The organism is Nonomuraea sp. NPDC004186 (assembly GCF_053603495.1).
Genome location: NZ_JBSGFQ010000110.1, coordinates 22,389 through 42,564 on the forward strand (window position 1 = coordinate 22,389; position 20,176 = coordinate 42,564).

Below are 20,176 nucleotides of genomic sequence, written 5' to 3' on the forward strand. Positions count from 1 at the left end.
TGTATATACTTCGACTCGTGTCTAAGATGCTCACCTCTCTGCCTGTCGGTGAACGTGTCGGGATCGCCTTCTCCGGTGGCCTCGACACCTCGGTCGCGGTCGCGTGGATGCGCGAGAAGGGCGCGGTGCCGTGCACCTACACCGCCGACATCGGCCAGTACGACGAGCCTGACATCGCCTCGGTGCCCGGCCGCGCCACGGCGTACGGCGCCGAGGTCGCCCGGCTGGTCGACTGCCGGGCGGCGCTCGTGGAGGAGGGGCTCGCGGCCCTGGCCTGCGGGGCGTTCCACATCCGCTCCGGCGGACGCACCTACTTCAACACCACGCCTCTCGGGCGGGCCGTCACGGGCACCCTGCTCGTACGCGCGATGCTCGACGACAACGTGCTGATCTGGGGAGACGGCTCCACCTTCAAGGGCAACGACATCGAGCGGTTCTACCGCTACGGCCTGCTCGCCAACCCCTCCCTGCGGATCTACAAGCCGTGGCTGGACGCCGACTTCGTCACCGAGCTCGGCGGCCGCAAGGAGATGTCCGAGTGGCTGCTCGCCAACGGGCTGCCCTACCGGGACAGCACGGAGAAGGCGTACTCCACCGACGCGAACATCTGGGGCGCGACCCACGAGGCCAAGGCGCTGGAGCACCTCGACGCGGGCATCGAGATCGTCGAGCCGATCATGGGAGTGCGGTTCTGGGACCCCGACGTCGAGATCGCCGCCGAGGACGTCACGATCGGCTTCGACCAGGGCCGGCCGGTGACCATCAACGGCAAGGAGTTCCCCTCCGCCGTCGACCTGGTCCTGGAGGCCAACGCCATCGGCGGCCGGCACGGCATGGGCATGTCCGACCAGATCGAGAACCGGATCATCGAGGCCAAGAGCCGGGGCATCTACGAGGCGCCGGGCATGGCGTTGCTGCACGCCGCCTACGAGCGGCTGGTCAACGCGATCCACAACGAGGACACCCTGGCCAACTACCACGCCGAGGGGCGGCGGCTGGGCCGGCTGCTGTACGAGGGCCGCTGGCTGGACCCGCAGGCGCTGATGCTGCGCGAGTCGCTGCAGCGCTGGGTCGGCACGGCGGTCACCGGCGAGGTGACCCTGCGGCTGCGGCGCGGCGAGGACTACTCCATCCTGGACACGTCTGGGCCGGCGTTCAGCTACCACCCGGACAAGCTGTCCATGGAGCGCACCGAGGACTCCGCCTTCGGGCCGGTCGACCGCATCGGCCAGCTGACCATGCGCAACCTCGACATCGCCGACACCCGCGCCAAGCTGGAGCAGTACGCCGGGCTCGGCATCGTCGGCCCCCAGCACCCGATGCTGACCGACGTGCCGCAGACGGCCTCGACCGAGCTGATCGGTGAGATGCCCGAGGGCGGCGCCGAGGCGATCGCCAACCGTGGCGAGCGCGGCGAGATCCCCGGCGACGACGAGCTGCTCGACCACGCCGCGATGGAGTCCGGCACCGACTGACGAGGAGACGGCCGCGGCTGCCCGGCAGCCGCGGCACCGCCAACCCCCGGGAGCCGACGCGTGGCCGAACCGCAGGGCGACGAGCTCTACATCATCGTGTGCGCCGCCGGGCCGGCCCCGGACGTCGGCCGGCTGGTCGCCATGGCGCAGGAGCGGGGCTGGGCCGTCCAGGTCGTCGCCACTCCGTCGGCTCTCGACTTCATCGACGTGGCCGCCCTGGAAGCCCAGACCGGCCGGCCCGTCCGCAGCCGCTATCGCAAGCCGCACGAGCCCAAACCCCCTCGACCGGGCGCGATCATCGTCGCGCCGGCCACGTACAACACGGTCAACAAGTTCGCCGGGGGCATCGCCGACACCTATGCCCTGGGCCTGCTGGCCGAGGCGCCCGGGCTCGGCATCCCCGTCGTCGTGCTGCCCTTCGTCAACAGCGCCCTGGCCGCCCGCCGGCCCTTCCTGCGCAGCATCGACGAGCTGCGCGCCGAGGGCGTCCGGGTCGTGTTCGGCCTGCCACGGCAGGTCGCCACGGACGAGCCGGACGCCGGCGCCCACCGATTCCCCTGGGAACGCGCGCTGTCGGAGCTGTCTTAAGGACTTGCGCCTGACACTGTGTGAGGCGGTATGCCAGGAGGTGCCGACTTTCAGGAGGAACATCGTGGCAATGGCTGAGCGGGTCGACGAGATCCTGGGCACGGGCAAGGCGCCGAACTTCCACGGTCTCGTGGTGATGCGGGGCGGGGAGATCGTGCTGGAGCGTTACGGCGCGGGGCCGGACCACCGGCTGGGCGACTCGCTGGGGCACGTCGAGTTCGACCGGGACACGCTGCACGACCTGCGCTCCGTGTCCAAGAGCATGGTGGCGCTGCTGTACGGCATCGCGCTGGGCGAAGGGCTCGTGCCGGAGCCGAGTGCGCCCTTGGTAGCCCAGTTTCCGGAATATCAGGATCTGGTGGCGGATCCGGAGCGCGCTCATCTGACCGTCGAGCACGCGCTGACCATGACCCTCGGCCTCGAATGGGACGAGAGCGCCCCCTACACCAGCCCGGCCAACAGCGAGATCGCGATGGAGCTGGCGCCCGACCGGTACCGGTACCTGCTGGAGCGGCCCGTCGTCGAGGAGACGGGAAAGCTCTGGCACTACTGCGGCGGAGCCAGCGCCCTGCTCGGCGGCCTGATCGCCCGCGGGGCCGGCAGGCCGCTGGAGGAGTACGCCGCGACCGCGCTCTTCCGCCCGCTCGGGATCGACGCGTTCGAGTGGTCCAAGGGATACCACGACACGGTGAGCGCCGCGGCCGGCCTGCGGCTGCGGCCGGTCGACCTGGCCGCCGTCGGGCAGCTGGTGCTCGACGGCGGCCGGGGCATCGTGCCCGCCGAGTGGCTCCGGGAGCTGGTGCGGTCGCGGGTGGTGATCGAGGACGGGTTCGAGTACGGCTACCAGTGGTACGTGAACACCAAGGACCGCCACTGGGTCGGCGGCCTCGGGAACGGCGGTCAGCACCTGCTCGTCCTCCCCGAGGAGGAGCTGGTCGTGGCATTGACGGCCGGCGACTACGACCAGAGCGGGGACAGCTCCAAGGCCGTGCTCGAAGCGGTCCTCGCCTCCTGAGGGTTCCTTACGGAATGAGCAGGATCCGGCCGGTGACCGCGCGGCTCTCCAGGAGGCGGTGGGCCTGCGCGGCCTCCTCCAGCGGCAGCGTACGGTCGATGTAGGCGACGCTGCGCCCGGAGGCGAGCCGGTCGAGCATCGCCGGATAGTGCGTCCCGAACACCTCCCCGGCCCAGCCGGGCCCGCTGCACCCGGTGAGCGTCACCCCGCGTTCCATGAGGTCGGCGGCCGTGACGGCGGCGGGCTCCCCGGTCAGCATCCCGTAGAACAGCATCCGGCCGGTGCCGGGGGTGAGGTGGTCGAGCACCCGCCTGGCCGTGGTGCCGCCGATGGACTCGAACACCACGTCCACCTCGGGCAGCTCGTCGGGCCAGCCGGCCGGGCCGTGGTCGAGCACGAGGTCGGCGCCCAGCTCGGCGGTCCGGTCCCGCTTGGCGGCCGAGCCGGCGGTGGCGATCACCCGCCCGGCCCCGAACTCCTTCGCGTGCCGCACCAGGTACGTCCCCACCGAGCTGCTGCCCGCCTCGACCAGCACGGTCTCCCCGCCGGCGAGGCGTGCCTTGTGCAGCAGCGCGAGGGCCAGCGCGCCGGGCGCCCCCGCGGCCAGCGCCTGGTCCGGCCGCACGCCGTCCGGCACCGGGGCCGTCAGAGCGGCCGGGAGCACGGCGTACTCGGCGTACGAGCCGAGCCCGCCGGTGACCCCCACGACCGTGCTCCCGAGCAGCTTCGCGTCCACCCCCTCGCCGACCTCGACCACCTCGCCGGCCGCCTCCGCGCCGATCACGGCGGGTAGCGGCAGCGGGAACGGCAGCGTCCCCGCCCGGATCTGCGTCTCGGCGTAGCTGACGCCGACGGCCTGGGTGCGGATGAGGACCTGGCCCTCGCCTGGGCCGGGGCGCGGCAGGTCCGTGACTTCGAGCCGTTCGGGGCCGCCCTTTTCCGACAGGACGATCGCGCGCATGCCTGAACTCCTTTAACTGAACCGATGGTCCAGTTAATATATGGACCACTGGTCAAGTTTGTCCATGGGAAAGAATGACCGGATGGAACGTCGAGAGCGGGCCGACGCCGCGCGCAACAGGCAGGCCATCCTGCGGGCGGCCGAGGAGCTGCTGCGGCGGCACCCGCCCGAGCAGGTCTCGGTCGAGCGGGTGGCGGTCGCCGCCGGCGTGGGCAAGGGGACGGTGTTCCACCGGTTCGGGAGCCGCACGGGGCTCATGCTGGAGCTGATGAGCGAGCGGGCGCGCGAGTTCGAGCAGGCGTTCACCGAGGGGCCGCCGCCGCTGGGGCCGGGCGCGGAGCCGGTCGAGCGGCTGGTCGCGTTCTTCGCGGACGTGGCCGTGCTGGCGGCGCGCAACGGGAACCTCGTCAGCGCCATCGAACACGCCAGGATCACCACGAAGGCCCACGGCGAGCAGCGCAGGGAGGAGAACCCGATCTACCGGTCCTGGCACCGGCACGTGTCCCGGCTGATCGCCGAAGGGCGGTCCGACGTGGACGCCGAGCAGATCGCCCACATGCTGCTCGGCACGCTGCACATGGAGCCGATCGCGAGCCAGCTGCGGGCCGGGCAGCACGAACGGCTCGCCGCCGGCTTCGCCGACCTGGTCAGAGGGCTGCTGCGTTAGAGGGGCAGGTGGGGGATCGCCGCGTGGAAGGCGGCGACGGCCGCCCTGATCGACGGGTGCTCGCCGTTCCCCTTCCTGAACGCCGCGAGCGTGCGGCGGCTCAGCGGCAGGCGGGTGAGCGTCACCCCGGCCGGCGGGTCGATCGCCGCCAGGTGCGGTACGAGCGCGACCCCCTGCCCGGCGGCGACGAAGGCGAGCACGGTGTCGAAGTCGTCGATGTGGTGCCGTACGAGCGGCTCGAACCCCGCCGCCTGGCACGCCCGGATCGCCATGGTGTGGCAGAGGGTGCCCGGCCTGTCGGTGATCCACGCGTCGGCGCGGGCGTCGGCCACGGAGGGCCGGTCGGTCAGGTACATGGGCTCGCTGTACAGCGGCTCCGTCTCGATGGACGCGTCCGTCACGGGCGGCACGAAGTCGTACTCGTGCACGAGCGCCACGTCCAGCTCGCCCGCCCGCAGCGCGGCCGAGACGTCGGCGGGGTCGATCTCGGAGACCATCGGCACCAGCCCGGGATGCGCCCCGGTCAGCTCGACGAGCGCCGGGGGCAGGAGCACGCGGGCCGCCGTCGGGAACGCGCCGATCCGTAGCGGCCCCGAAGGCCCGCCACGCGCGGCGGCGAGCGCCGCCGACGCGCGTTCGAGCTGCTCCAGCACGGCGTGAGCGTGCTCGACCAGCAGGTGCCCGGCGGGCGTCAGCGCCACCGTACGGCCGGTGCGCTCCAGCAGCGGCACGCCCGCCTCCCGCTCCAGCGCGCTGAGCTGCTGGGAGACGGCCGAAGGCGTGAACGTCACCGCCTCCGCGACCGCGGCGATGGTGCCGCGCCGGGCGAGTTCGCGGAGGAGGTGGAGCTTGCGCGGGTCGAGCATAAGCTGAGCTTAATCTCAAACGAAGAAATCCGCGCTGGACCTAACGGGTCCGGGCAGGACAGGCTCGAACCATGCTGAGAGGACTACACGTACCGCTGGTCACCCCGTTCACCTCGTCGGGAGAGGTGGCCGTGGACGCGATCGAGAAGCTCGCGTCGGACTACCTCGACCAGGGCGCCGCCGGGCTGGTCGCGCTGGGGACGACGGGCGAGGTGGCCGCGCTCGACCCCGGCGAGCGGGAGCTGGTGATCGAGGCGTGCGCGCGGGTGTGCGCGGAGCGGCAGGCGCTGCTGACGGTGGGGGTGACGGGGAACGCCACGCGTTCGACGGCCCGGGCCCTGCAGGGCCTGCCCTCGGGGGTCGGCGCCGCGCTGGTGACGGTGCCGTACTTCCTGCGGCCGGGCGAGCGCGGGGTGATCGCGCACTTCGAGGCGCTGGCGGAGGCGACGCCGGTGCCGCTGGTGATCTACCACATCCCGTACCGGACGGGTCAGGCGGTCGGCGCCGCGACCTTCCGGCACCTGGGCGCGCACCCGATGATCGCGGGCATGAAGTACGCGGCGGGCGGGATCGACCAGGACGCGGTGGACCTGCTGGGGGATCTGCCCGAGGGGTTCGAGGTGGTGGGGGGCGACGACGCGTTCATCTCGCCGCTGCTCGCGCTGGGCGCCGTCGGCGGGATCCTCGCCTCGGCGCATCTGCAGACCCGCGGCTACGTCGAGCTGGTGGAGGCCTGGAACGCGGGCGACGCGGCCAGGGCGAGGGCGCTCGGGCACCGGCTGGCCAGGCTCTCGGCCGCGCTCTTCGCCGAGCCGAACCCCACCGTGATCAAGGGAGTGCTGCACGCCCAGGGCCTGATCCCGACCCCGGACGTGCGGTTGCCGCTGGTCCCGGCCGGGGAGGCGGCGGTCTCACAGGCTCGCCTGGTAGCGGTACATCCAGGCGAGTGACTCCTGGCTCGCGCTCTTCTTCAGGAAGAACGGCAGCATCAGGTCGCGGAAGACCCGGGCGACCGGGCTCGCGGCCTTGCTGTTGCTGATCGTCCTCGAGTACGCCACCACCCGCTCCGCCCTGGGCCGCCGTTCGGCCTCGAAGCGCTCGAACGCCTTCGTGTGGCTCCCGCTGTCGCGCAGGCACCTGGCCAGCACGACCGCGTCCTCGATGGCCAGCGAGGCGCCCTGGCCGGAGCTGGGTGAGGTGGCGTGCGCGGCGTCCCCGATCAGCAGGACCCGGCCGCGGTGCCAGACGGGCACCGGCGGCAGGTCGTAGATCGGCGACCCCGGCTCGACGTCGCTGCGCCGGATGAGCTCGGCGGAGAAGTTCGCGTCGTCCTCGAACGCCCTGACCAGCACCGGCTTCCAGTCCTTCGGAACGTCGCCGAGCCGCCTGGGCAGGTTCGCGAACCACCAGGTCTCGCCCGACTTCGGTACCGCGCCTATGGTCGCGCTCGCACGGGGCTCCGCTGGTGACGCAAGCTGCCGCTCTCCGCCCCAGGCTCGCCGCTCCGTGTAACCGAAGAACGCGCGCTTGCCGAAGACCATGTTGTAGACGCCCGGCTCGCCGGGGAAGCCGGCGTCCTTGACGATCCCGCCGAAGCTGTAGAGGCCGCTGTAGCGGGCGGCGGGAGCTTGCGGGTCCAGGATCGTGCGGGTGCTTGAGTGCACGCCGTCGCACGCGATCAGCAGGTCGCCCGTCGCCTCCGTGCCGTCCGCGAACCTGGCCGTCACCTGCCTTGCGCTTTCGTCGTACGAGACCAGGCGCTTGCCGTACGTGACCTCGATGCCGCGCCGGGCGGCCTCGTCACGCATGGTCCGGTAGAGGTCGGAGCGCAGGACGGTGTGGCTCACCGTGCCGTCGTCGAGCCGCAGCCCGTTGGCCACCTCGCCCAGCCGCTTGCCCGATCCGCTCCACATGACCATGCGCGGAGTGGGGATGGCCTCCGACAGTACCTTGTGGTGCGCGCCCAGCACGCGGAGCGCGGCCAGGCCGTTGGAGGCGACGTTCAGGAACGAGCCCACGTCCTCCGCACCCTGCCCGTACGCCTCGAAGATCTCGGCGTCCACACCCACCTCGCGCAGGGCCATCGCCGTGACGGGTCCGGCGATGCCGCAGCCTATGATCAGAGCCTTCATAGTGATAACCTTTCGTTCGGTCGAACGAAATATATGCGGAGGCTTTACCTGTGTCCAGAGATATTTCGGAGCGGCGAAAGAATTTGCTGGAGGCCCTCGGCATGGCGGGGCGGGACAGCAGCAACGCCGCCGTGATGTACCACACCGCCATGGGCGAGCGGCTGGGGCTCGGCATGACCGAGGAGAAGACGCTCGACCTGCTGCAGCGCATGGGGCCGCTGACGGCGGGGGAGATCGGCCAGCACGCGGGGCTGGCGCCGGCGACCGTCAGCGGGCTGATCGACCGGCTGGAGTCGAAGTGGCTGGTGCGGCGGGTGCGCGACACGCGGGACCGGCGGCGGGTCATCGTGGAGATCAACTACGAGCGGCTGGCCGGGTTCAGCGAGCTGTTCGAGCCGTTCGTGGCGGCGTTGGGGGAGCTGTACGCGCGGTACACGGATGACGAGCTGGAGCTGATCCTCGACTACGTCACCCGCGCCACGGCCCTCCAACGCGAGGCCACCCGCGACCTGACGACATAGCCCCGCAGCCTCCAGTGCTGTGTGCGGCGGCCGGTGGGTGGGATCACGGGCCGCAGCACCAGAGCGAGCGAGCCGGGGCCGGTGGCCTAGCGGTCGGCTTCGCGAACGGTCGTGTCCACCTCGCTCACGCGGTCGGCTTCGCGGATGGCGGTGCCGACCTCGCTCACGCGGTCGGCCAGCAGGCCGAGGGCGCCCACGGCCCGGGCCATCGGGTCGTCGTCGGCGCCGCCCAGGGCCTTGGCCTTGAGGTAGGCGGTCTTGATCTCCGCCCAGCGTCCGGCCTGGGCCGGGGTGAGGCGGCCGCGCAGTTCGGCCAGCTTGAGCAGGTTGGCCTCGGCGTCCGTGGTCAGGGTCTGGGCCTCTCCCAGGTAGTGGTCGTCGATCACCGCTTCCAGCTCGGCGTCGTTCATGGCGGGGACGATGCGCTCGGCCAGCTTGTTCATGTTGCGGTACGAGCCCTGCAGCCGGTACGGGGGCTCGGTGCGGGCCGCGTCGGACTGGGCGGCCGAGGCGATGTAGGCCTGGTTGTTGGCCAGCACGACCTCCTGGACGCGTACGAGCTTGGCCAGCACGCTGAGGATCTGATCCAGCTCCGGCTTGCTGTACGGGTGACGGAGCTGGTCGGGCTGGACGGTCGTGTCGCCCCTGGCGAGCCGTACGAGGAGCTCGACGTCCGCGCGGTCGCGGCCGGAGAGCGGCGCGAGCACCGGGTTGGAGGTCAGCGCGTTATCCACATAGCTCAGCGCGAACAGGTCGTCCTTGCCCGACAGGACGTCACCCAGGTTCCAGACGTCGGCGCGGTTGGCCAGCATGTCGGGGATGCGGAAACGCTGCCCGGACTCGGTGTACGGGTTGCCCGCCATGCACACCGCGAACCGCTTGCCGCGCAGGTCGTACGTGCGGGTGCGGCCGTTCCACACGCCCTCGATGCGCCGCTGGGCGTCACAGAGCGAGATGAACTTCTGCAGCAGCTCCGGCGAGGTGTGCTGGATGTCGTCGAGGTAGAGCAGCGTGTTGTTGCCCGTCTCCAGCGCGAACGAGATCTTCTCCACCTCCTGCCTGGCCGTCGCGTCGGGCGCGTCCGCCGGGTCCAGCGAGGTCACCTCGTGGCCCAGGGCCGGGCCGTTCACCTTGACGAACACCAGGCCCAGGCGGCTGGCCACGTACTCCATCAGGGTCGTCTTGCCGTAGCCGGGCGGTGAGATGAGCAGGAGGAGGCCCATCTGGTCGGTACGCTTGCCCGCGCCCGCCGCGCCGAGCTGCTTGGCCAGGTTGTCGCCGATCAGCGGCAGGTACACCTCGTCGAGCAGGCGGTTGCGCACGAAGGCGCTCATGACCTTGGGCTTGTACTCGTCCAGGCGCAGGCGGTGGCGCTCGGCCTCGACCAGCTCGCTCCTGCGCCGCTGGTAGGCCCGGTACGCCGGTACGCGCTCCTGGCGGAAGCGGCGTGTCCTGGTGAGGAGCTCGTCCAGCCGGATGTCGAGTTTGCGGTCCTTGATGCGGGGGTGGGCGCCCAGGAGGCCGTCCACGGTCTCCTGGACGGCGGCGCTGGAGTCGTGGCGGGGGACGTCGCACAGCTGCACCGCGATGGCCTCCGCCACCTCGGGACCCTGGTGGTAGGCGGCCATCCAGGCGTGGGCCAGTTGCAGGCGCTCGGGGAGCGGGACGCTCTTGAGCTCGTCCTCGAACTCCCGGAGCTTGGCCGGGCCCAGGGCCTGGCGGAAGCCATCGAGGAGGTCGCGCGCCGCCTTGCCGGTCACGAACCCGAACGGGCTGCTGCCCAGCTCCTCGACGAGATACTCTCCCGCAAGCCCGGCCCCCGCGACGGTAGGGTCGGGCGCCGGCGTGCGGAGGCCCGCTGCCGGCGCGCCCGGTGGGTTCGGGCGGAGGCCGCCGACGAAGTCCGCGATCAACGTCTCCAGCTCGACCGCCAGCGAGTCCAGGGCCGGGGTGGGGCCGAAGACGGCGCGGGCGCGGACGAGCGACACGGCGCGCGTGGTGAATGTTTTACGTGAAACCTCGTCCAACCCGAAGGCCCAGAACAGCTGCGCCGCCGCCCGCACCTCGGCCGGGTACCGCAGCAACCCCGCCCCCGACCGCAGCCGTACCAGCACGTCCAGGATGGCAGCGGCGTCGTGGTCGTGGACCCCGCGCTCGTACCCCTCGTCATAGCGCGACTCCACCGCCTGCCGCACCGCGTCCTCAAGAGCGACCCCGGGGGAGAGGGAGTCCAGGAGCGAGGCGGCCAGGTGCTCGCCCCGGTACACCTCAGGCGTCTCCGACACCAGCAGCTGGTCCCAGAAGGGCCGGGTGTCGGCGAAGGAGGCGGGCACGGGCGAGCGGTAGTCGGTCCCGGTGATCGCGAAGTGCATGGACAAGCGCTCATGCTCACGGCCGCTTCCGTGCGGCACCAGCGTCAGGTCGATGGGCTGGGTGTTGACGGCGAAGCGGTGGCGGCCGAGCCGGAGCGTCTCCCCGCCGTCGGAGAAGAGGTCGAGGCGATCCCGGAGGGCCCGGCCCGCCTCCTGCTGGGCGGACTTGACGCGCCCGTCCAGCTCCTCGGCCCGTACGGCGTCCCCGAGCGAGCGCAGCTCGACGGCGGCCGAGCGGACCTTGGCCACCATCGGGTCGGTGGCGAAGTACGTGTTGACATCGTCCAGGGAGGCGAGGGCGCCGAGGCGGCGGGTGATGCTGCCCAGGATGCGTTCGGCGGAGGCGAAGACGCGGTCGGCGCGCCGGGCGAGGTCGTCGAGCTGGGTCTGCTTGCGGGCCGAGAACGCCTCGTAGACGTCCTCCCGCTTGGCCGACAGCTGCGCCGCGAAGTCGTCGAACTCGCCGAAGCGCGACTCCAGGGTCTCCAGCTGCAGCATCAGCCGCCCGAGCTGTTCGTCGCACTTGGCCGGGGTGTCCGCCATCGCCAGCGCGCCCGTGATGGCCTGGCCGAGCAGGGCGAACTCGGCGGCGAACGCGGCCCGCCCCTCCGTCCCGAGCAGTTCGCGCCGGCGCCCGTCCAGGATGGCGCGCGCCCGGTTCACCCCGCCGAGGACCTCGGCGATCCGGCCCAGGATGGAGGTGCGTACGGTCGCGTCGGCGATGTCCAGCGAGCCGACGACCTCCGTCACCACCTCCAGCCCCTCCGCCTGCGCGGCCAGCCGGTCCGCCACGGGGGCGGCCTCCGCGACCGTGCCGATCGCGGCCGCCCCGGCGGCGAGCTCCTCGACGGCCGCATGGTAGGCGGTGAACGCGTCCGCACCCTGCAGGAACTCGACCGCCCGCCTGCCGACGGACGCCAGCTCCTCCGTCACGGAGGAGGACAGCGCGTCCAGGCCGGCCAGGTCGATGTAGCGGGTCTCGCGCAACGTCACCAGGCGGCCCTGGGCCCGCCGCAGCGTGGCCAGCGTGTCGACCCAGGCGTCCGCGGTGACCGGACTGTCCGCCCGCGCCTCGCGTACCAGGTGGGTGATCTCCTCGGAGGCGGCGGTGAGCGCCTCGGCGGCCTGGCGGGTGAGCTGCTCGACGTTCTCGTACTCGTCCAGCACCTGCTCGGCCGTGGCCCGCACGTCGGCGAGCGGCCCGCTCAGGCCGTGCTCCTCGAGCCAGTGATAGGAGTCGAACGTCCGCGTGCAGGCCGCGATCAGCCCCTCGAACGTCCCCGCGGACGCCGCCATCTCCTCGACCATCCGCGACACGGACAGGCAGTCGGAGATGCCGCGCACCAGCTCCGCGTTGCCGATGCGTTCCAGGGGCCCCGTCCCGGCGGGCTGGGCGGCGGCGTACGTGTCGGAGACGTACGGCGTCTGCCAGACCTGCATCGGGTGCACCCGGGTGGGCTCGTCGGAGGTCGCGCGGAAGACCACCATCGTGCCGTCGTCGAACAGCGAGTAGCCGTGACAGACGATGGGGTTGGCGACCTCCTTCCTGATCACGTTGTACGGCAGCAGCAGCGAGCGCCCGTCACCCCTGGCGTGGAAGACGTACAGGACGTCCTCGCCGTTGGGCGAGCGGACCACCCGCTCGAACTCCAGGTCCGTCACGTCCGTGTCGAACGTCTTGCTGGCCCCGGTCGCCAGGTAGTAGCCGCCGGGGAAGATCAGCCCCTGGTCCTCGGGCAGGCGCTGGCACGCCTGGCCGAGGCCGTCGAGCCTGATGACCGCCTTGGTGCGGGTGTTGAAGACCAGGTGGCGCCACTCGGTCTCCTTGTACGGCCTGATCCGCATGAGGACGAGCGGCCCGACCCTGGCGTACTCGACGTCGGCGTCCGCCAGGCTCTGCAGCGGTTCGGCGACCGGCTCGGCGTAGATGCCGGCGCCGGTCTCCGTGTTGTTCTCGATCTTGATGGTCAGGTCGCCGCCGACCGTCTCGACGAACACCTCGCCCTCGATCGAGATGTGCGGGTGCCGTCCGAGCACGTGGTCGTCGCGCGTGGTCGGCGTCCACTCGAAGTCGTGGGACGGGGGGAAGGTGTGGTCCCGCTCCCCCCGGTTGTCCACATATTTCGGGACGCCGCCGTTGTCGACCGTCCACCGCAGCACCCGCAGGTCCGCCGGCCCCGTCTGGAACACCGCCAGCAGCTTGCCCTCGACCCGCCGCAGCTGCTGCAGCCTGGTCTCCTTGTAGTACCGGTACAGCTCGGCGAAGTCCTTCTTGAACGCCGGATCGTCCAGCGTCTCCAGCTTGTCGGCGTCGAACCTGAACGCGTCACCGTCCCTGGAGAACCGGTGCACCGCGAACACGTCCGCCACCGCCGTCTCCGGCTTGAGCCCGATGAAGACGTTGTAGCCGAAGAGCATCACGTCGCCCAGGGAGACGATGTCCCTGGGGACGCAGTTGTTCTCCGTGCGGATCCGCTCGGTGCCCAGCAGGCGCAGCTCCGCGCCGCCGAACACCTTCAGCCGCGCCCCGTTGAGCGCCTCGGCCGCCGCCGTCAGGGTCTTGGCCTGGGCCTGGAGCCTGTTCCTGAGGACCTCGTAAGTCCCCGCCTCCAGCTCAGTCACCGAGCGGCCCCGGCGAGCGCCGCCACGGGGGAGTCGGCCAGGCCGAGCCTGCGGGCCGTCTCCAGCAGCTCGCCCAGCGCCGTCGCCTGCGGGCCACCGTCCTGGATGAGCCGCATGAGGAGGGCGGAAACGGTCAGGTTCTTGATGTCCTCGGTACGCACGCCGCCGATCACGTTCGCCAGGTCGGTCGCCAGGCTGGCCGAGCCGTTCACGTACGGCGAGACCAGCGCCCCCGCGACCTCCGAGTGGTCCACGAACCCGTCGACCACCTTGCCCGCGGTGATGGACCCGACCACCTTGTCGAAGAACATCGTGTCGCCGCCGACGATGTCGATGTTCGCCTTGGCGAGACCGGCGGCCAGCACGCTGGCCTGCGACTCCGCCACCTGCCGCGACACGTCGATGTGCTTGAGCCTGATCTCCTTGTCGGCCTCCAGGCGCAGGCGGTACTCCTCGTGCGCCCTGCTGGCCTCGTCCAGCGCCGCCATCGCGGCCGCCTTCTGCGTGAGACCCTCGGCCTCGGCCTTGAGCTTCTCGCCCACCGCGGCCGCCCCGGCCAGCGCCATCGCCTGCTCACCCTCGGCCTGCGCCTTGAGCCGGTCGCCCTCGACCAGCGCCATGGACTTGGCGCCCTCGGCCTCGGCGGCCAGCCGCTCCTTCAGCACCAGCGCCTCCGCGCGGCCCACCTTCTCGATGGCCTCGGCGTCGCGCTCCTTGACCTGCACCTCCGCCAGCCCGGCCGCGGCCGACTCGGCCTGGATGCCCTCGGCCAGCCGGATCTTGGCCCTGGTCTCCAGCTCGGCCGCCTGCTGCCTGGCCTCGGCGAGCACCAGCTCCTCGCGCGCCTTGAACTTGGACGCGGCCTCCGCGGCCTCGGCCGCCTTGATGTCCTTGACCAGGTTCTCCTGGGCCTCGGCCTCGGCGGCGATGATCACGGTCTGGCGGGTGCGCTCGGCCTCCTCGACCACGCGCAGCCGCTTGATGCTCTCCTCCTGCTCGGCCACGGTCTTGTCGACCGCGATGCGCTCGCGGATGACCTCGGCGATGGTCCGCTTCTCGGTCTCGACCTCTTTGTCCTTGGCGATGCGCGACAGCTCGGTCTCCCGCTCGCGGGCGATGACCTCCAGCACGCGGTCCTTCTCGATCCGCTCGGACTCGATCGCGATCACGCGCTCGCGGTTCTTCTCGGCGACCGCGATCTCACGGGCGCGGTTCTCGTTCTGCACGCCGAGCTGCTCGTCGGCCTTGATGTTCGCGCTCTGGGCGCGCAGCCGCTCCTCGGCCTGCACGCGGGCGATCTCCGCCTCCTCGCGGGCCTTGACGGTCTCGATCTCCCGCCGCTGCTTGAGCTCGGCGTCGGCCTGGCGGCGCTGCAACTCCAGGATGGCCTCGCGGGCGTCGACGTTCTGGCGGGTGATCTCCTTCTCCTCGTTGCGCTGGAACTCGTTCGTGCGCACGTGCTCGATCGCCGTCAGCTCGGTGATCTTGCGGATGCCCTGCGCGTCGAGGATGTTGCTCTTGTCGAGCTGCATGAGCGAGGTCTGCTCGAGGTAGTCGATGGCGGCGTCCTCGAGGCTGTAGCCGTTCAGGTCCGTGCCGATGAGCCGGACGATCTGGTCCCTGAACTCGTCGCGCTTGGTGTAGAGGTCCACGAAGTCGAGCTGCTTGCCGGCCGTCTTGAGCGCCTCGGAGAACTTCGCGCTGAACAGCTCCTGCAGCGTCGACTCGTCACTGGCGCGCACGGTGCCGATGGCCTGGGCGACCTTGATGACGTCCTCGGCGGTCTTGTTCACGCGGACGAAGAACGTGATCTTGATGTCGGCCCTGATGTTGTCCTGGCAGATGAGCCCTTCGCGGCCGGTCCGCTCGATCTCGATGGTCTTGACCGAGATGTCCATGGTCTCGGCCTTGTGGACGACCGGTAAGACGACGGCGCCGGTGAACGTCACGTCCACTTTGTTGACCTTGGAGATGATCAGTGCCTTGCCCTGATCCACCTTGCGGAAAAGGCGGCCGATGACGACGAGCAGGCCAATCACGATGACCAGGATGACGGCGAGAAATACGCCGAAGCCGGTGGAGATGACGTCCATCAGTGCTCACTTTCGTAGGGCATGACCCAGAAGAATTCGCCGTCTTTGTCGTATTCGAAGATGAGTGCGTCGTCGCCGCGGGCGAGACGGTCCTCGCCGGTCGTGCGTACCTGCACGATCGCGGACGAGCCGTCGGCGGCCGTGACCTCGGCCTGGCCGAAGTCAGGGGTGGCCGCGCCGGTGCGGATCACGCACATCTGGCCGACGAAATCACCACGCGAGTGCCGGTCCCCGGCAGGGAACAGCCTGCGTAGCGGACCCAGCAGACCACGGATGGCCAGCCAGGCCCCGACCGGTGCGGCGAAGGGGACGGCGATCAGCAGGCCGCCACTCGCCACCACGCTGCCTATCAGGCAGAGCAACCAGGCCAGGGCAATCAACAGCGAAAGCACGATCCCGGCCGGAACTCCCCCGAGGCCCAGCCAGGTGGCGTCATCTTCCAGTTCGAACAGCCCGGTGATCACGGTCAGCCAATAGCCGATGACCACCACGAGAAGGAAAGTGAAAATGACAGTCGGAAAGCTCAGTACGGTGTCTAAGAACTCGATCATCCCGCCCCGTGTGCCCATCCCCCGTTGATGTCCTGACGGACTATATACAGATAAAGCGCGACTAAAGCGGAAAGTTCCCGAAAAGTCTGGTGACTTTCCCGGCTTGACCTCCACTTAGGTTGAGGTTGCAGGGTTGGGCTCATGACTGACGTGATGAGAGCCGCGGCCTTCGCCGAACCCGGCGGCCCGGAGGTCCTGAAGGTGATGGAGCTGCCCGCGCCCCAGGCGGGTCCCGGCCAGGTCAGGGTGCGGGTGCGCGCGGCCGGCGTGCAGCCGTTCGACACGGCCGTACGGGCGGGGTGGTTGCCGCCGTACATGGGCCCCGTTCCCTTCCCGCGCATTCCGGGCAACGAGTTCGCGGGCGTGGTGGACCAGGTGGGTGACGGGGTGACCGGGGTGTCCGCGGGGGACGAGGTCCTCGGGTTCTCGGCGCTGTACGCCTATGCCGAGTACATCGTGGTGCCGGGGACGGACGTGGCGCCCAAGCCGGCGGGGGTGCCGTGGGAGGTGGCCGGCGGGCTGACCTCGGGTGTGCAGACCGCCGAGCTGGCGATCGACGGGCTCGGCCTCGCGGAGGGCGAGACGCTGCTCGTGCACGGCGCGGCGGGGTCCGTGGGCACGGCGGCCGTGCAGATCGCCCGGCGGCGCGGGGCCACCGTGATCGGCACGGCCCGCGAGGCCAACCACGACTACCTGCGCGATCTCGGCGCCATCCCGGTGGTCTACGGCGAAGGGCTCGCCGACCGGGTACGCGCGCTCGCCCCGAACGGTGTGGACGCCGCGCTCGACGGGGCCGGAGGTCACGCGCTGGAGGTCTCGATCGAGCTGGTCAAGGACCGCGGCCGGATCGTCACGCTGGTCGAGCACGGCAAGGCGGCCGAGCTGGGCGTCCGGGTGGTGCAGGGGCAGCGCTCCGCCGAGCGGCTAGGGCGCTACGCCCGCCTGTACGCCGAAGGCGCCTTCACGTTCGCGGTACGCAGGACGTACCCGCTGGAGGACGCGGCGGAGGCGCACCGGGAGATCGAGACCGGCCACGGCCAGGGCAAGATCGTCCTTCAGATCCGCTGACGTACGGCCTCGGCGACGGCGAGGCCGATCTCGTTGAGCTCGGTCTCCCCGTCCTTGACGTCCCACAGGGCGTTCTGCAGCACCCGGCCGAGCGTCCACCCGGCAGCCCGCCGGGGGTCGAGGCCGAGCCGGTCCACCATGAGGTCGAAGCGGCGCAGCACGGCCCGCCGCACGTCGCCGGTCGCGACCACGTCGTCCCAGCGGTTGTGCAGGGCGGGCAGCAGGTCGAACCCCGGGTCGCCCGCCAGCGGCTTGGGGTCGATGCTCAGCCACGGCTCCCGGCCGGCGGCCAGCACGTTGTCGTAGTGCAGGTCCCAGTGCAGCAGCCGGTCGCCCGGCTCGGGGACGAGCTCGCCGACGGCGCCCGCGCAGTAGCGGATCCATTGGCGGTCGCTCTCGCGCGGCAGCTTCGCCACGGCCCTGTCCACGTCGTCCAGCATGGCTCGCGCGATGTCGCCCAGCCGGCGCATCCCCTCGGGCGCCGGGTAGGACACCAGGCGGGCCAGGAGGTCCGCGAGGATGCCCAGGGCCTTCATGTCGTCCGGCATGCCGGACAGCGAGCGGTCGGCCTCCAGCCGTTCGAGCAGCAGGGTGCCGGTCCCGGGGTCGGAGTCGAGCAGCAGCACCGACGCGTCACCGGCCCAGGTGCGCAGGCCGGGGGCCTCGGTGGCGTTCTCGTCGTTGACGGGCTGGAGCTTGAGCGCCGCCTTCGTGCCGTCCTCGCGTAAGACGGGCAGCACGAGGGACACCACCCCGTGCCTGGACTCCCCGTCCAGCCGCAGCGCCCACTCCTCCAGGTAACGCTCGGCCAGCGCGGGCAGCCCCGCGGACCAGGCGCGACCGGCCTCCCCGTCGTATTTCACGTGGGATTCGGTCAACGCCGCCGGCACCCTGATCTTCATGCCCCCAGTCTGCCCGGGGACGGCGGTTCAGAAGTGCCAGGGGTACGGCGACCAGTCGGGCTCGCGCTTCTGCAGGAAGGAGTCGCGCCCCTCGGCGGCCTCCTCCGTCATGTACGCCAGCCGCGTCGCCTCGCCGGCGAACACCTGCTGCCCGACGAGCCCGTCGTCGATCGCGTTGAAGGCGAACTTGAGCATGCGCTGCGCCGTCGGCGACTTGCCGTTGATCTTGCGGCCCCACTCCAGGGCCGTGCGCTCCAGCTCCTCGTGCGGGACGACGGCGTTGACCATGCCCATGCGGTGCGCGTCGGCCGCCGTGTAGGTGTCGCCGAGGAAGAAGATCTCGCGGGCGAACTTCTGCCCGACCTGCCGCGCGAGGTAGGCCGAGCCGAAGCCGCCGTCGAAGCTGGCCACGTCGGCGTCGGTCTGCTTGAAGCGGGCGTGCTCGGCGCTGGCCAGTGTGAGATCCGCCACGACGTGCAGGCTGTGGCCGCCGCCCGCGGCCCAGCCGGGCACCACGCAGATCACGATCTTGGGCATGAACCGGATGAGCCGCTGCACCTCCAGGATGTGCAGCCGCCCGGTGGCCGCCGAGCCGTCGGCGTACTGGTAGCCGTCCTTGCCCCTGATGCGCTGGTCGCCGCCGGAGCAGAAGGCCCACCCGCCGTCCTTGGGCGAGGGGCCGTTGCCGGTGAGCAGCACGCAGCCGACGTCGGTGGTCTGCCTGGCGTGATCGAGCGCGCGGTAGAGCTCGTCCACGGTTGCGGGCCGGAACGCGTTGCGCACCTCGGGGCGGTTGAACGCGATCCGCACCGTGCCCTGGTCGACTGCCCGGTGATAGGTGATGTCGGTGAAGTCGAATCCCTCGACCGCCTGCCACGCCTTGGGATCGAACAGCTCGGAGACCATGCGCCAGAGCCTAACGGATCTGACCTTCGGCCCATTCGGCCCACTCCTGCTGCGCCTTGCCCAGTCGCAGGCCGTATTCGAGGCTGATCCGGCCGTACGCCGAGAGGTTGTCCTCGCGGTTCTCGAGGAACTCGCGGAGGCCCTCCAGGTGCTCCACGTGCTTGCGGACGTGTTCGGCCTGGTGGCGGAGGTATCCGCGGGCCTGCTCGGGCGCGACCTGGGCCAGGAAGAACACGCGGAGCAGCATGTCGCTGCGCAGGACCCTGGTCGGCTCGACCTCGGTGATCCAGTGGCGCAGCTCGGCCAGGCCCGCCTCGGTGACCGCGTACTCCTTGCGGCCGCGCGGGCCCTCGGCCGACACGTCCACGAGACCCGCGTCGGCCAGTTTGCCCAGCTCCGCGTAGAGCTGGCTCTGTGTGGCGGGCCACACGTTCGACAACGAGATGTCGAACATCTTCATCAGGTCGTATCCGCTCGCGGGTCCCTCGGAGAGCAGTCCCAGCACGGCGTGTCGAAGGCTCATATTCCTATGTTGACATATCAGCGCAGGAGGTTCTAGCTTCGACATGTCACTTTAGGAATGTGGAAGGACACCCCACCATGCGCGGTCTGCTCGGCTTCCTGCCCTGGATCGTCTACGCGGTCATCGCCACCGGCGACGAGTGGCGCTGGGGCGCCATCACCGGGCTCGTCATCGCCCTCGGCCTCGTCGTCATCGACCGCAGGGCGGGCAAGGCCTGGGACGAGATGGTGATCGAGAGCAGCGCGGCGCTGTTCTTCGCCTGCCTCACGGCGCTGTCGCTGGTGGCCCCGCACTCGCCGCTCACTCCGTACGGCCCCGCGCTGGTCAACGTCTGGCTGGCGGGCACCGCCTGGGGCTCGCTGGCGATCCGCAGGCCCTTCACGCTCGGCATCGCGCGCACGATGGCGCCGAAGGAGGTCTGGGAGACCCCGCGTTTCTACCGCGTCAACGCGTTGATCACCACGGTCTGGGCGGCGGCCTTCACCGTCGCCGCGGCCTCCCTGACGCTCGTGCTTTCCGTCTCACCTCACGCGACGACGCTCGTCATCGCCATCAAGGTGCTCACATTCGTTCTGCCCGCCGTCTTCACGGCCTGGTACCCCAAGCGCGTGCGGCAGGCGCCGGCTAAGTGACCTCCGCTCGCAGCTCCGCGAGCAGCTCGCCCTGGTCGGCGAGCATGTCGGTGAGAATCCTGCGGGCAGCCCCGAGCAGGTCGGCCAGCTCGGGTGTGGCCAGCGTGTAGACGACGGTGCTGCCCTCGCGAATCGCGCTCACGATCCCCGCTCTGCGCAGGACGGCGAGCTGCTGGGAGAGGCTCGAGGCCTCGATGTCGATCTGGGCCAGCAGATCCCGGACGGGAAGCGGCCCTTCCTGGAGTAGCTCCAACACTCGGATGCGAGCGGGGTGGCCGAGCG

Annotated in this window: 18 protein-coding genes; 8 read left to right on the forward strand and 10 right to left on the reverse strand. The window is 70.8% G+C overall.

What is annotated here, in order from left to right; genetic code table 11:
• Positions 1 to 17: 17 nt before the first annotated feature.
• From argG to ACWEPL_RS51970, 3 genes are all read left to right on the forward strand, one after another.
• Positions 18 to 1,475 carry an argininosuccinate synthase gene (argG, locus tag ACWEPL_RS51960; RefSeq protein ID WP_350724035.1) on the forward strand — a complete coding sequence of 486 codons (1,458 nt, stop codon included), beginning with the start codon at positions 18 to 20 and terminating at the stop codon, positions 1,473 to 1,475.
• Positions 1,476 to 1,535: 60 nt separating this feature from the next.
• Positions 1,536 to 2,063 (forward strand): flavoprotein, encoded by a 528-nt coding sequence (locus ACWEPL_RS51965; protein ID WP_350724033.1) that lies wholly within the window; start codon positions 1,536 to 1,538, stop codon positions 2,061 to 2,063.
• A 70-nt stretch (positions 2,064 to 2,133) separates the two neighbouring features.
• Positions 2,134 to 3,078: a serine hydrolase domain-containing protein gene (locus ACWEPL_RS51970; RefSeq protein ID WP_452440787.1), complete on the forward strand. Its 945-nt coding sequence runs from the start codon at positions 2,134 to 2,136 to the stop codon at positions 3,076 to 3,078.
• Between the two features lie 7 nt (positions 3,079 to 3,085).
• Here ACWEPL_RS51970 and ACWEPL_RS51975 read toward each other — a convergent pair whose 3' ends face one another.
• Entirely contained in the window at positions 3,086 to 4,039 is a 954-nt protein-coding gene (locus ACWEPL_RS51975) for a quinone oxidoreductase family protein (RefSeq protein WP_452440788.1), read from the reverse strand.
• 82 nt (positions 4,040 to 4,121) lie between these two features.
• Between ACWEPL_RS51975 and ACWEPL_RS51980 the strand changes: the two genes are divergently transcribed.
• Entirely contained in the window at positions 4,122 to 4,706 is a 585-nt protein-coding gene (locus tag ACWEPL_RS51980) for a TetR/AcrR family transcriptional regulator (protein ID WP_452440789.1), read from the forward strand.
• Here ACWEPL_RS51980 and ACWEPL_RS51985 read toward each other — a convergent pair.
• Entirely contained in the window at positions 4,703 to 5,572 is an 870-nt protein-coding gene (locus ACWEPL_RS51985) for a LysR family transcriptional regulator (RefSeq protein ID WP_350724027.1), read from the reverse strand. The genes ACWEPL_RS51980 and ACWEPL_RS51985 overlap by 4 nt on opposite strands.
• A gap of 71 nt (positions 5,573 to 5,643) precedes the next feature.
• Here ACWEPL_RS51985 and ACWEPL_RS51990 point away from each other — a divergent pair, with 71 nt between their 5' ends.
• Complete coding sequence (locus tag ACWEPL_RS51990; protein WP_452440790.1) at positions 5,644 to 6,522, forward strand: 4-hydroxy-tetrahydrodipicolinate synthase family protein; 879 nt, start codon at positions 5,644 to 5,646, stop codon at positions 6,520 to 6,522.
• Here the strand turns inward: ACWEPL_RS51990 and ACWEPL_RS51995 are convergent.
• Positions 6,484 to 7,704 (reverse strand): FAD-dependent oxidoreductase, encoded by a 1,221-nt coding sequence (locus ACWEPL_RS51995; RefSeq protein ID WP_452440791.1) that lies wholly within the window; start codon positions 7,702 to 7,704, stop codon positions 6,484 to 6,486. The two genes, ACWEPL_RS51990 and ACWEPL_RS51995, sit on opposite strands and share 39 nt — an antisense overlap.
• A gap of 50 nt (positions 7,705 to 7,754) precedes the next feature.
• Between ACWEPL_RS51995 and ACWEPL_RS52000 the strand changes: the two genes are divergently transcribed.
• Positions 7,755 to 8,225 carry a MarR family transcriptional regulator gene (locus tag ACWEPL_RS52000; protein ID WP_452440792.1) on the forward strand — a complete coding sequence of 157 codons (471 nt, stop codon included), beginning with the start codon at positions 7,755 to 7,757 and terminating at the stop codon, positions 8,223 to 8,225.
• 86 nt (positions 8,226 to 8,311) lie between these two features.
• Here the strand turns inward: ACWEPL_RS52000 and ACWEPL_RS52005 are convergent, their stop codons facing one another.
• Genes ACWEPL_RS52005 through ACWEPL_RS52015 form a run of 3 tightly spaced genes read right to left on the reverse strand, consistent with a single transcriptional unit; the run spans position 8,312 to position 15,863 of the window.
• A complete protein-coding gene (locus ACWEPL_RS52005; RefSeq protein WP_452440793.1) occupies positions 8,312 to 13,219 on the reverse strand; it encodes a DNA repair ATPase in 4,908 nt (1,635 codons plus the stop codon).
• A complete protein-coding gene (locus ACWEPL_RS52010; RefSeq protein ID WP_363979020.1) occupies positions 13,216 to 15,312 on the reverse strand; it encodes a flotillin family protein in 2,097 nt (698 codons plus the stop codon). Before ACWEPL_RS52010 ends, ACWEPL_RS52005 begins: the two co-directional genes overlap by 4 nt.
• Positions 15,312 to 15,863: a hypothetical protein gene (locus ACWEPL_RS52015; protein ID WP_350724016.1), complete on the reverse strand. Its 552-nt coding sequence runs from the start codon at positions 15,861 to 15,863 to the stop codon at positions 15,312 to 15,314. Before ACWEPL_RS52015 ends, ACWEPL_RS52010 begins: the two co-directional genes overlap by 1 nt.
• A 153-nt stretch (positions 15,864 to 16,016) precedes the next feature.
• Here ACWEPL_RS52015 and ACWEPL_RS52020 point away from each other — a divergent pair, with 153 nt between their 5' ends.
• Complete coding sequence (locus tag ACWEPL_RS52020) at positions 16,017 to 16,931, forward strand: NADP-dependent oxidoreductase (protein WP_452440796.1); 915 nt, start codon at positions 16,017 to 16,019, stop codon at positions 16,929 to 16,931.
• Here ACWEPL_RS52020 and ACWEPL_RS52025 read toward each other — a convergent pair.
• The 3 genes from ACWEPL_RS52025 to ACWEPL_RS52035 are packed head-to-tail and all read right to left on the reverse strand — an operon-like array spanning position 16,919 to position 19,262.
• A complete protein-coding gene (locus ACWEPL_RS52025; protein ID WP_363979027.1) occupies positions 16,919 to 17,833 on the reverse strand; it encodes an aminoglycoside phosphotransferase family protein in 915 nt (304 codons plus the stop codon). The genes ACWEPL_RS52020 and ACWEPL_RS52025 overlap by 13 nt on opposite strands.
• 27 nt (positions 17,834 to 17,860) lie before the next feature.
• Positions 17,861 to 18,739, reverse strand: a complete 879-nt coding sequence (locus tag ACWEPL_RS52030; RefSeq protein ID WP_363979030.1) for a 1,4-dihydroxy-2-naphthoyl-CoA synthase — start codon at positions 18,737 to 18,739, stop codon at positions 17,861 to 17,863.
• A 10-nt stretch (positions 18,740 to 18,749) separates the two neighbouring features.
• Positions 18,750 to 19,262, reverse strand: a complete 513-nt coding sequence (locus ACWEPL_RS52035; protein ID WP_350724009.1) for a PadR family transcriptional regulator — start codon at positions 19,260 to 19,262, stop codon at positions 18,750 to 18,752.
• Between the two features lie 77 nt (positions 19,263 to 19,339).
• Here ACWEPL_RS52035 and ACWEPL_RS52040 point away from each other — a divergent pair, with 77 nt between their 5' ends.
• The gene (locus ACWEPL_RS52040; protein ID WP_363979033.1) at positions 19,340 to 19,894 is read left to right on the forward strand and encodes a hypothetical protein; all 555 of its coding nucleotides are present in this window, start codon (positions 19,340 to 19,342) and stop codon (positions 19,892 to 19,894) included.
• On the opposite strand, the gene ACWEPL_RS52045 is transcribed toward ACWEPL_RS52040, so the two are convergent.
• Positions 19,887 to 20,176 (reverse strand): ArsR/SmtB family transcription factor (locus ACWEPL_RS52045; RefSeq protein WP_452440794.1); only part of this gene is annotated, 290 nt, incomplete at its 5' end. The two genes, ACWEPL_RS52040 and ACWEPL_RS52045, sit on opposite strands and share 8 nt — an antisense overlap.

Coding starts and splice junctions, on each gene's coding strand:
- ACWEPL_RS52035 (WP_350724009.1), bottom strand. CDS start 19,262: ATGAGCCTTCGACACGCCGTGCTGGGACTGCTCTCCGAGGGACCCGCG.
- ACWEPL_RS52015 (WP_350724016.1), bottom strand. CDS start 15,863: ATGATCGAGTTCTTAGACACCGTACTGAGCTTTCCGACTGTCATTTTC.
- ACWEPL_RS51985 (WP_350724027.1), bottom strand. CDS start 5,572: ATGCTCGACCCGCGCAAGCTCCACCTCCTCCGCGAACTCGCCCGGCGC.
- ACWEPL_RS52040 (WP_363979033.1), top strand. CDS start 19,340: ATGCGCGGTCTGCTCGGCTTCCTGCCCTGGATCGTCTACGCGGTCATC.
- ACWEPL_RS52020 (WP_452440796.1), top strand. CDS start 16,017: ATGAGAGCCGCGGCCTTCGCCGAACCCGGCGGCCCGGAGGTCCTGAAG.
- ACWEPL_RS52030 (WP_363979030.1), bottom strand. CDS start 18,739: ATGGTCTCCGAGCTGTTCGATCCCAAGGCGTGGCAGGCGGTCGAGGGA.
- ACWEPL_RS51975 (WP_452440788.1), bottom strand. CDS start 4,039: ATGCGCGCGATCGTCCTGTCGGAAAAGGGCGGCCCCGAACGGCTCGAA.
- ACWEPL_RS51995 (WP_452440791.1), bottom strand. CDS start 7,704: ATGAAGGCTCTGATCATAGGCTGCGGCATCGCCGGACCCGTCACGGCG.
- ACWEPL_RS51990 (WP_452440790.1), top strand. CDS start 5,644: ATGCTGAGAGGACTACACGTACCGCTGGTCACCCCGTTCACCTCGTCG.
- ACWEPL_RS51980 (WP_452440789.1), top strand. CDS start 4,122: ATGGAACGTCGAGAGCGGGCCGACGCCGCGCGCAACAGGCAGGCCATC.
- ACWEPL_RS51970 (WP_452440787.1), top strand. CDS start 2,134: ATGGCTGAGCGGGTCGACGAGATCCTGGGCACGGGCAAGGCGCCGAAC.
- ACWEPL_RS52010 (WP_363979020.1), bottom strand. CDS start 15,312: ATGGACGTCATCTCCACCGGCTTCGGCGTATTTCTCGCCGTCATCCTG.
- ACWEPL_RS52025 (WP_363979027.1), bottom strand. CDS start 17,833: ATGAAGATCAGGGTGCCGGCGGCGTTGACCGAATCCCACGTGAAATAC.